Origin of the sequence: uncultured Cellulomonas sp., assembly GCF_963527515.1 — a bacterium.
Taxonomy (GTDB): domain Bacteria; phylum Actinomycetota; class Actinomycetes; order Actinomycetales; family Cellulomonadaceae; genus Cellulomonas.
On sequence record NZ_CAURTV010000142.1, the window covers coordinates 1 to 7,180 of the forward strand.

General features: G+C 73.1%; 5 protein-coding genes. 1 reads left to right on the forward strand and 4 read right to left on the reverse strand.

Annotated features, from left to right (window positions below):
* Positions 1-208: 208 nt before the first annotated feature.
* The 4 genes from RYN42_RS18860 to RYN42_RS18875 all read right to left on the reverse strand — a co-directional run bounded on the left by RYN42_RS18860 (position 209) and on the right by RYN42_RS18875 (position 6,494).
* Positions 209-820: an ATP/GTP-binding protein gene (locus RYN42_RS18860; protein ID WP_055916480.1), complete on the reverse strand. Its 612-nt coding sequence runs from the start codon at positions 818-820 to the stop codon at positions 209-211.
* Complete coding sequence (locus RYN42_RS18865; RefSeq protein WP_315098742.1) at positions 801-1,178, reverse strand: DUF742 domain-containing protein; 378 nt, start codon at positions 1,176-1,178, stop codon at positions 801-803. Before RYN42_RS18865 ends, RYN42_RS18860 begins: the two co-directional genes overlap by 20 nt.
* Before the next feature lie 20 nt (positions 1,179-1,198).
* Positions 1,199-1,648, reverse strand: coding sequence for a roadblock/LC7 domain-containing protein (locus tag RYN42_RS18870; RefSeq protein ID WP_315098745.1), 450 nt, complete (start codon positions 1,646-1,648; stop codon positions 1,199-1,201).
* An 85-nt stretch (positions 1,649-1,733) separates the two neighbouring features.
* Positions 1,734-6,494, reverse strand: a complete 4,761-nt coding sequence (locus tag RYN42_RS18875) for a HAMP domain-containing sensor histidine kinase (protein ID WP_315098748.1) — start codon at positions 6,492-6,494, stop codon at positions 1,734-1,736.
* Positions 6,495-6,736: 242 nt separating this feature from the next.
* On the opposite strand from RYN42_RS18875, the gene RYN42_RS18880 reads away from it, so the two are divergent.
* Positions 6,737-7,180, forward strand: a 444-nt coding sequence (locus RYN42_RS18880) for an alcohol dehydrogenase catalytic domain-containing protein (RefSeq protein WP_315098751.1), incomplete at its 3' end; no start/stop codon positions are given.

Sequence of the window (7,180 nt, forward strand, 5' to 3'; positions counted from 1 at the left end):
ACGGGTGCCCGGTCCGGCGCCGTGCGCGCCCGCTGCGCGTCGTCCGGCGCACGCCGCGGCTGCGGCAGGACGGAGCCACCCGCGCCGGGTGGCGGCGTCGGGGCGGACGTCGGGTCGGGCACACCCCCATGATCCCCCACCAGGTGGGGCAACGACGGCGGCCGGCCCCCCGCAGGGAGCCGGCCGTGGTCGGGTGAGACCTGTCGGGTCACCGGCTGCGCAGACGCTCCATCGCGAGCTGCACCAGCGAGATGAGCGCCTGCTTGGTGGCCGCACGCGAGCGTGCGTCCGTGTACAGCACCGGCACGTGCGCCGGGATGGCGAGCGCCTCACGGACGTCGTCGAGCTGGTGCTTGGCGACGCCGTCGAAGCAGTTGACACCCACGACGAACGGGATGCCACGGCTCTCGAAGTAGTCCACGGCCGGGAAGCACTGGTCGAGCCGGTCGGTGTCCACCAGGACGACGGCGCCGATGGCACCGCGGACCAGGTCGTCCCACATGAACAGGAACCGGTCCTGGCCAGGGGTACCGAACAGGTAGAGCCAGAGCGACCCCGGCAGGGCGATGCGACCGAAGTCCATCGCCACCGTGGTGGTCGTCTTGCGGTCGGACACACCACCGGCGTCGTCGACGCCGACAGAGTGCTCGGTCATCGCGGCCTCGGTGTTGAGGGGCTCGATGTCCGAGATGGAGCCGATGAAGGTCGTCTTGCCGACGGCGAAACCGCCGGCGACGACGATCTTGACGACTGTGGGTGCGACGCTTCCTGCCGTGCCCGCCGGAGCGGCCACAGCGGCGTCAGAGGGCGGAAATGCCATTGAGAACACTCTCCAGCACGCTGAGGGACAGGGCAGGTGACTCACCGGTGTTGACCTCGACCGGCTGTGAGGTGTGCACGCGCACGAACTGCTGGTCGGCGAGGTCGGACACGAGGATCCGGATCACGCCGAGCGGCAGGTGGAGCAGAGCGGAGAGCTCGGCTACCGAGATGTAGTTGGACGCGGCGTGCTGCAGGATCGCCCGCTTCTCAGGCGGGAGTCCCTGACTCGTGACGGCGCCGGGCAGTGCCTCGACCAACGCCTCGAGAGGCAGGTCGGAGCGCGCCGAGCGCACGCGACCACCGGTCACGGCGTACGGCCGGACCGTTCTGGCCTCGTACTCGATGTGCTCGCTCATGGATCAGTCGCTTCCGTGGCTCAGGCCACCGGCGCGCGCGTCGCGCCGTCGATGGGGAGCTGGCCACGCATCTCGGAGATGAGCTGCGGCGTGAGGGTCGCCTCGGTACGAGAGACGAGCATCGCCATCTCGTAGCCGATGAGGCCCACGTCGCAGCTGGACTCCGCGACCACGGCGAGGACGGAGCCGTTCGAGACGCTCATGAGGAAGAGGAACAGTGAGTCCATCTCGATGATCGCCTGACGCACCTCCCCCGCACGGAGCTGGCGCGCGGCGCCACGGGTCAGGCTTGACATCCCGGAGACGATCGCCGCGAGCTGGTCGCCGCTGGTGCGGTCGAGTCGCTCGGACATCGCCATGAGAAGACCGTCCGCAGACACCACGAGTGTGTGGCGAGTGCCGGGCACGGTCCGGACGAAGTTGTCCAGGAGCCAGCCGAAGTTGGCTGCCTCGGTGCTGAGCGCGGTCACACTTCCTCCTTGCTGGTGCAGTCGATGACTGCGGGGTCAGACGCCACCATGGTGGTGACGACGGTTGTGGGGTCGATGGCGGTCATCAGCTCACGCCGCTCTGGCCGGTCGGGTCCTCCATGGCACGGCGGCCACGGGAGGTCCCGGACTGGAAGCTCGACAGACGCGACCGGAGCTGGTCTGCATCGCGCTGCACGGGCTTCCCTTCGTCCTCGGTGACGAGCGTCGCCGGGACAGCTGTGGGGACTCGCTTGGTGAGGCGCTCCGCGTTGCCACCCGTCGCGGCCGGCCGGTAGGCCGACAGCTGGGAGAGCTCCGAGAGTGCCTGCTCCTGGATGTCCGATCGAAGGGCCAGCATCGCAGCCACCTCGTCGTCGAGGGTCCCGATCCGCGGTGCGACCGACGGCGGGAGCGTGGGGTGCGGGACCGTCGAGGCCGGGGCCGGGTTGCCACCCGGACGTGCGGCCCACTCGGGCGGCGACCACGATCCGGCCGGTGCGGGCTCCATCGGGGCCGGAGCCTTGGGGAGCGGCGCGACGGGTGCCGGAGCGGCCGTCGGGGCCGACCAGGTGGTCGACGCCATCCACGACTGGGAGGAGTCGGCGCCGGCGGGTGCCTGCGCGGCTCCGGACTCCGTCCACGCCGAGGTGCGCACGGGTGCGACCTGGTTGACGGGCAGCGGGGCGGCAGGGACCTGCGCGACCGGACCGGACTGCTCCGGAGCGGCGTCGTCGCCCTTCTTGCGTCCGAACAGGCCCCACTTGCGGCGGCCCTTGGCGTCGTCCGCGGGCGTCTGCACGACCTCGGAGAACGGCGCCTCGGGAGCCGCGGCCACCGGAGCGGCGACCGTGGGCGCCCAGACCGGCGGCGCAGCCTGCTGGGGAGCCTGCGGGGCGTAGGCCACGGGCTCGGGCTCGACGGCGGCGGCCGCCTCGATCGGCGTGAACAGCTGCGTCGGGGACTCGACCTGCGGGGCCGGGGCCTGGAACGCCTGCCACGCCGGCGCCTCCTGGACCGGGGGGGCCCAGGCGGGTGCGACCTGCTCGGCCGCGGCGGCGTCCTGCTGCTCGGGGTCGGGCTCGAGGAACACCGGGCGGAACGCGAGACCGTCGACGACGGCCAGCTGCGGCTCAGGCTCGGGCTGGGGCTCGGGCTGGGGCTCCGGCTCGGCGACGGCCTCGGCCGGCTGCTCCGCCCACTCCGGCGCCTGCCAGGTCGGCGGCTCCCAGGCGGGAGCGGGCCAGGCGGCGTCGTCGGTGGCGGGTGCCTGCTCCTCGACGACCTCGGCGACCTCTGCGACCTCGGCGGGCTCGACGTCCTGGACGGCGGGTGCCGCGGCGGCCACGGGCTCCGGGACGATCGGCATCGCGCCGGTGTGCCAGGCACGGGCCTCGTCGAGCGTGCGCTCGAACGGCTGGTACGACTCGGAGGCGGGTGCCCCCCAGCCGGCGTAGCCGCTGTAGGACGTGAACGTCTGGACGGGGGCGACCGCGGCGGCGGGCGCCTCGATCTCCTGCTCCGGTGCCGGTGCGGCCACGCGGGAACGGAGAGCCGGTGCCTGCTCGGAGACGACCGGGGCCTCCCAGGCGGGCTCGTCGTCGACGATCGTCTGGTTCCAGGCGTCAGCGTCGGAGGCCGCGGGGGCCTCCCAGGCCGGGGTCTCGGCGACAGCCGGGGCGTCCCAGGCCTGAGCCTCTGCGGCGGGGGCCTCCCACGCCGCGGACTCCGCGACGGCGGGCGCGTCCCACGCCGGGGTCTCGGCGACAGCCGGGGCCTCCCAGGCGGGGGTCTCGGCGACAGCAGGGGCGTCCCAGGCCGGAGCCTCAGCCGCGGGGGCCTCCCACGCCGCGGACTCCGCGACGGCGGGCGCGTCCCACGCCGGGGTCTCGGCGACAGCCGGGGCGTCCCACGCCGCGGTGTCGGCGGCAGCAGGTGCCTCCCACGCCGGAGCCTCAGCCGCGGGGGCCTCCCACGCCGGGGTCTCGGCGACAGCCGGGGGCTCCCACGCCGGGGCCTCAGCGACAGCCGGGGCCTCCCACGCCGGAGCCTCAGCCGTCGGGGCCTCCCACGCAGGGGTCTCAGCCGTCGGGGCCTCCCACGCAGGGGTCTCAGCCGTCGGGGCCTGCCACGCAGGGGTCTCAGCGGCCGGGGCCTCCCACGCTGCAGCCTGCGGCTCGGCGGGGGTGTCCAGCTCGGCGGTGTCCCAGGCGGGCGTCGGGGCCCACACGGCCTCGGTCGGGGCGGCGGCGGACGCGGTGCGGGTCGCCTCGTCGGCAGCAGTCAGCGCCTCGCGGTGACCGGCCTCCTGGGCCTCCCACGAGTCGTCGTCGTCGGCCAGCTCGGGCACGACCATCGGCTCGACGGGCGCGGCGTGCGCACCGCTCGACATCCAGGGCGCGCGGACCGCGTTGGACTGGGCGGGCGGGAGCGCGCGCTCCCCGTCGTCCGAGGCGAGCGCCGGGACGATGAGGTTCTCGCCGGTGTCGACGGACGCTGCCTCGGTGCGGCCCCGGAAGCCGGAGAAGAGCCCGGCGCGGGCGGCCGGCGCGGGTGCGGCGGCGGCGGTGGTGGTCGGCTCCTCCGGCTTGGCCCACGCCGAGGTGGACGCGCGGCTGCGGCTGGGCAGACCACCCTGGAGCGGCGCGACCGTCGGGGGCTTCCAGTCGGAGCCGGCCGCGGAGATCTCCGGCGCGATGCGACCGTCGGGGGCCTCGGGCAGGACCAGGTTGTCCTCGTCGAACGTCTTCTTCGAGCGCGACGGCAGCCCCGTGGACTGGGAGAGTTCGGTGACCGGGACGGGGCCGACGGGCTCGTCGGAGCCGTCGTCGCGGCGGCGGCGCAGTGGCAGGCCGAGCGAGGTCTGACCGTCCGTGAGGGCGGCGAGGTCGACCGCCTCGACGACGGGGGCCTCGATCTGCGGCAGGCCCGGGTCGTTGCGCTGAGCGGCGAGGGCGGCGGGCGCCCCGTTGCCGTACAGGTTGGTCTCGGTCATCACGAACAGCGTGGCCGGGAAGCGGACGATCGTCTCGGTGCCCGTGCCGTGCGCGGCCTTGAGCAGCTTGACGTCGGCACCCAGGCGCTGGGCGATGCGGCCGACGACGAAGAGGCCGAGGCGCTGGTTGCCCAGGGAGTCGCTGGCGGACGTCGAGATGATCTTGGAGTTGGCGGCCTCGAGCTCCGCGTCGCTCATGCCGAGGCCCTGGTCGAGGATCCGGACCACCACGTACTGGCCCGAGACGCCGGTGGTGACCGTGACGGGCGTCTCCGGCTCGGAGAAGATCGTCGCGTTCTCGAGCAGCTCCGCGAGCAGGTGGGCGGCGCCCAGGGCGTTGAAGCCGTGCATGTGCGGGTCGACCTGCAGGTCGAGCTCCACGCGGTCGTACTGCTCGATCTCCGAGGAGGCGGTACGGACGACGTCCGAGAGCGGCATCGCGTCACGCAGGCGGCGGCCGGAGTCGATGCCGGCGAGCACGAGGAGCGACTCCGCGTTACGACGCATGCGGGTGGCGAGGTGGTCGAGGCGGAACAGGTTGGCCAGCGTGCTCGGGTCTTCCTCGGCACGCTCCAGGGAGTCGATGAACGACAGCTGGCGGTTGAGGAGCACCTGGTCGCGGCGGGCGACGTTGACGAACATCTCCGCGATCGAGCCACGCAGCGCGGCCTGCTCCTGGGCGACCTGGACCGTGGTCGCGTTCACCGAGTTGAAGGCGGCGGCCAGCTGGCCGACCTCGTCGCGGGACATCACGGGGATGGGCGCCAGGGTGATCTGCGGGCCCTCACCGGGGACGGCCACCTGCTCGACCAGTCGCGGCAGCTGCTCGCGGACGTCGGCGGCCGCCTTCGTCAGGCGGCGCAGCGGGATGACGATCCCTCGGGAGACGAGGAGGGCGAAGAACAGGGACGCCACGACGGCCGCGATGACGACGCCGATGGTGACGAAGGTGGTGGTCCGGGCGTCGTCGGCGGTCTGGCCGGCGACGTCCTGCGCCTCGGCGAGGACCTCGGCGTTGAGCTCCGAGAGGCTGACCAGCTGGCCCTGGATCTCCTGGACGAACGCGGGGACGTCGATCTGGGCGAAGCCCTGCACGTTGCCCTGGGAGAGCAGGGCACGCATGCGGGTGAAGTTGGACGTCGGGTCCTTCAGCGGGAGCGCGAGCCCCTCGACGCCGAGGGTCGCGACGGCGTCGACGGCCCGCTCACGGGCCAGCTCCGTGGCGGCGGTCTGGGTGGAGTACTGACGGACCGAGGCGGGGGCCGCTGCGCGGGTGGACAGCAGGGCGATGCCGTCGATCATCTCGACGACCAGGTTGTCGGCGGTCGTCCCGATCTCGCGGTAGGCGGTGATGTACTGCGCCAGGTCGCGGTTCTCCAGGCTGTTGGCCACCTGCTCCATGAGGGCCAGCTGGCCCTCGATGATGTCGGAGTAGTTGCGCTCGATCTGCGCCCGCTGCGACTTGATGTCGACGCCGGTACGGACCGCGGGCAGCATCGTGTTGTGCGCCAGCTGGACCTCGACGAACCGGTCGACGACGGGCTTGGGGAACTGGCTCAGGTCCATGTTCGCGGTGATCGGTCGCACGGTCTCGAGCGCGGCGTCGGTGGCCGCACGTGCTGCCGCGATCTCCTCCGGCGTGCCGCCGTTCAACGACAGGAGCCGCTCGGTCTGCAGGGAGCCGGACACCGGGGTGTACGCCCGCAGGACCGTGACGACGTCGTCGGCCGCCCGGGCGTACCGCAGCTCCGAGAGGGAGTCCCAGGAGATGAACCCACCGGCTGCGAGCAGCACGATCATGGGGACGGCGAGGACAGCCATCACTTTGGCGCGGATGCCGAGCCGTCGCAGCATGTCGTTCCCTTCCGTCTTCCGACGACGTGGTGTGTGGCCACCATGCCGTACCGGTCGTGCCCTCGGGTCAGGTGACCTGTGAGGTGTCCCGTTGCCATTCATCGGCTCTTGGACGCGGGACCATTAGCCCGCGGCAGAGTTTGCCATGGACCTCACCTCTCGGGATACGGCGACAGGGCTCCGCTTTGGGCCGTTCTGTGCTAACGCGTCCCGCCGTCTGTCGAGCGGGTTAGTGTGCGAGCGTGCGAGCGGTCGTGGTCACAGAACCGGGCGAACCGGATGTCCTCGCGGTCGAGGAGGTCCCCGACCCCCTCCCGGGGCCCCGCGACGTGGTCGTCGAGGTCGCTGCGGCAGGAGTGAATCGTGCCGACCTGCTGCATCGCGCCGGCCACTACCCGCCTCCCGCCGGGGCGCCCGCCTGGCCAGGCCTCGAGGTGTCCGGCACGGTCGTCGCACGCGGGACCGACCTGGGGGGTGACGACCTCCAGCTCGGTGACCAGGTCGCCGCGCTGCTGCCCGGCGGGGGCTACGCCGAGCGTGCGGCCGTGCCCGCCGAGCTCGCGCTGCGCGTCCCCGACGGGCTGTCGACCGTCGACGCAGCCGCGTTCCCGGAGGCGCTCGCCACCGTGTGGTCCAACCTGCGGGCCGCCCGCCTCTCCCCCGGCGAGAGCGTGCTGGTCCACGGG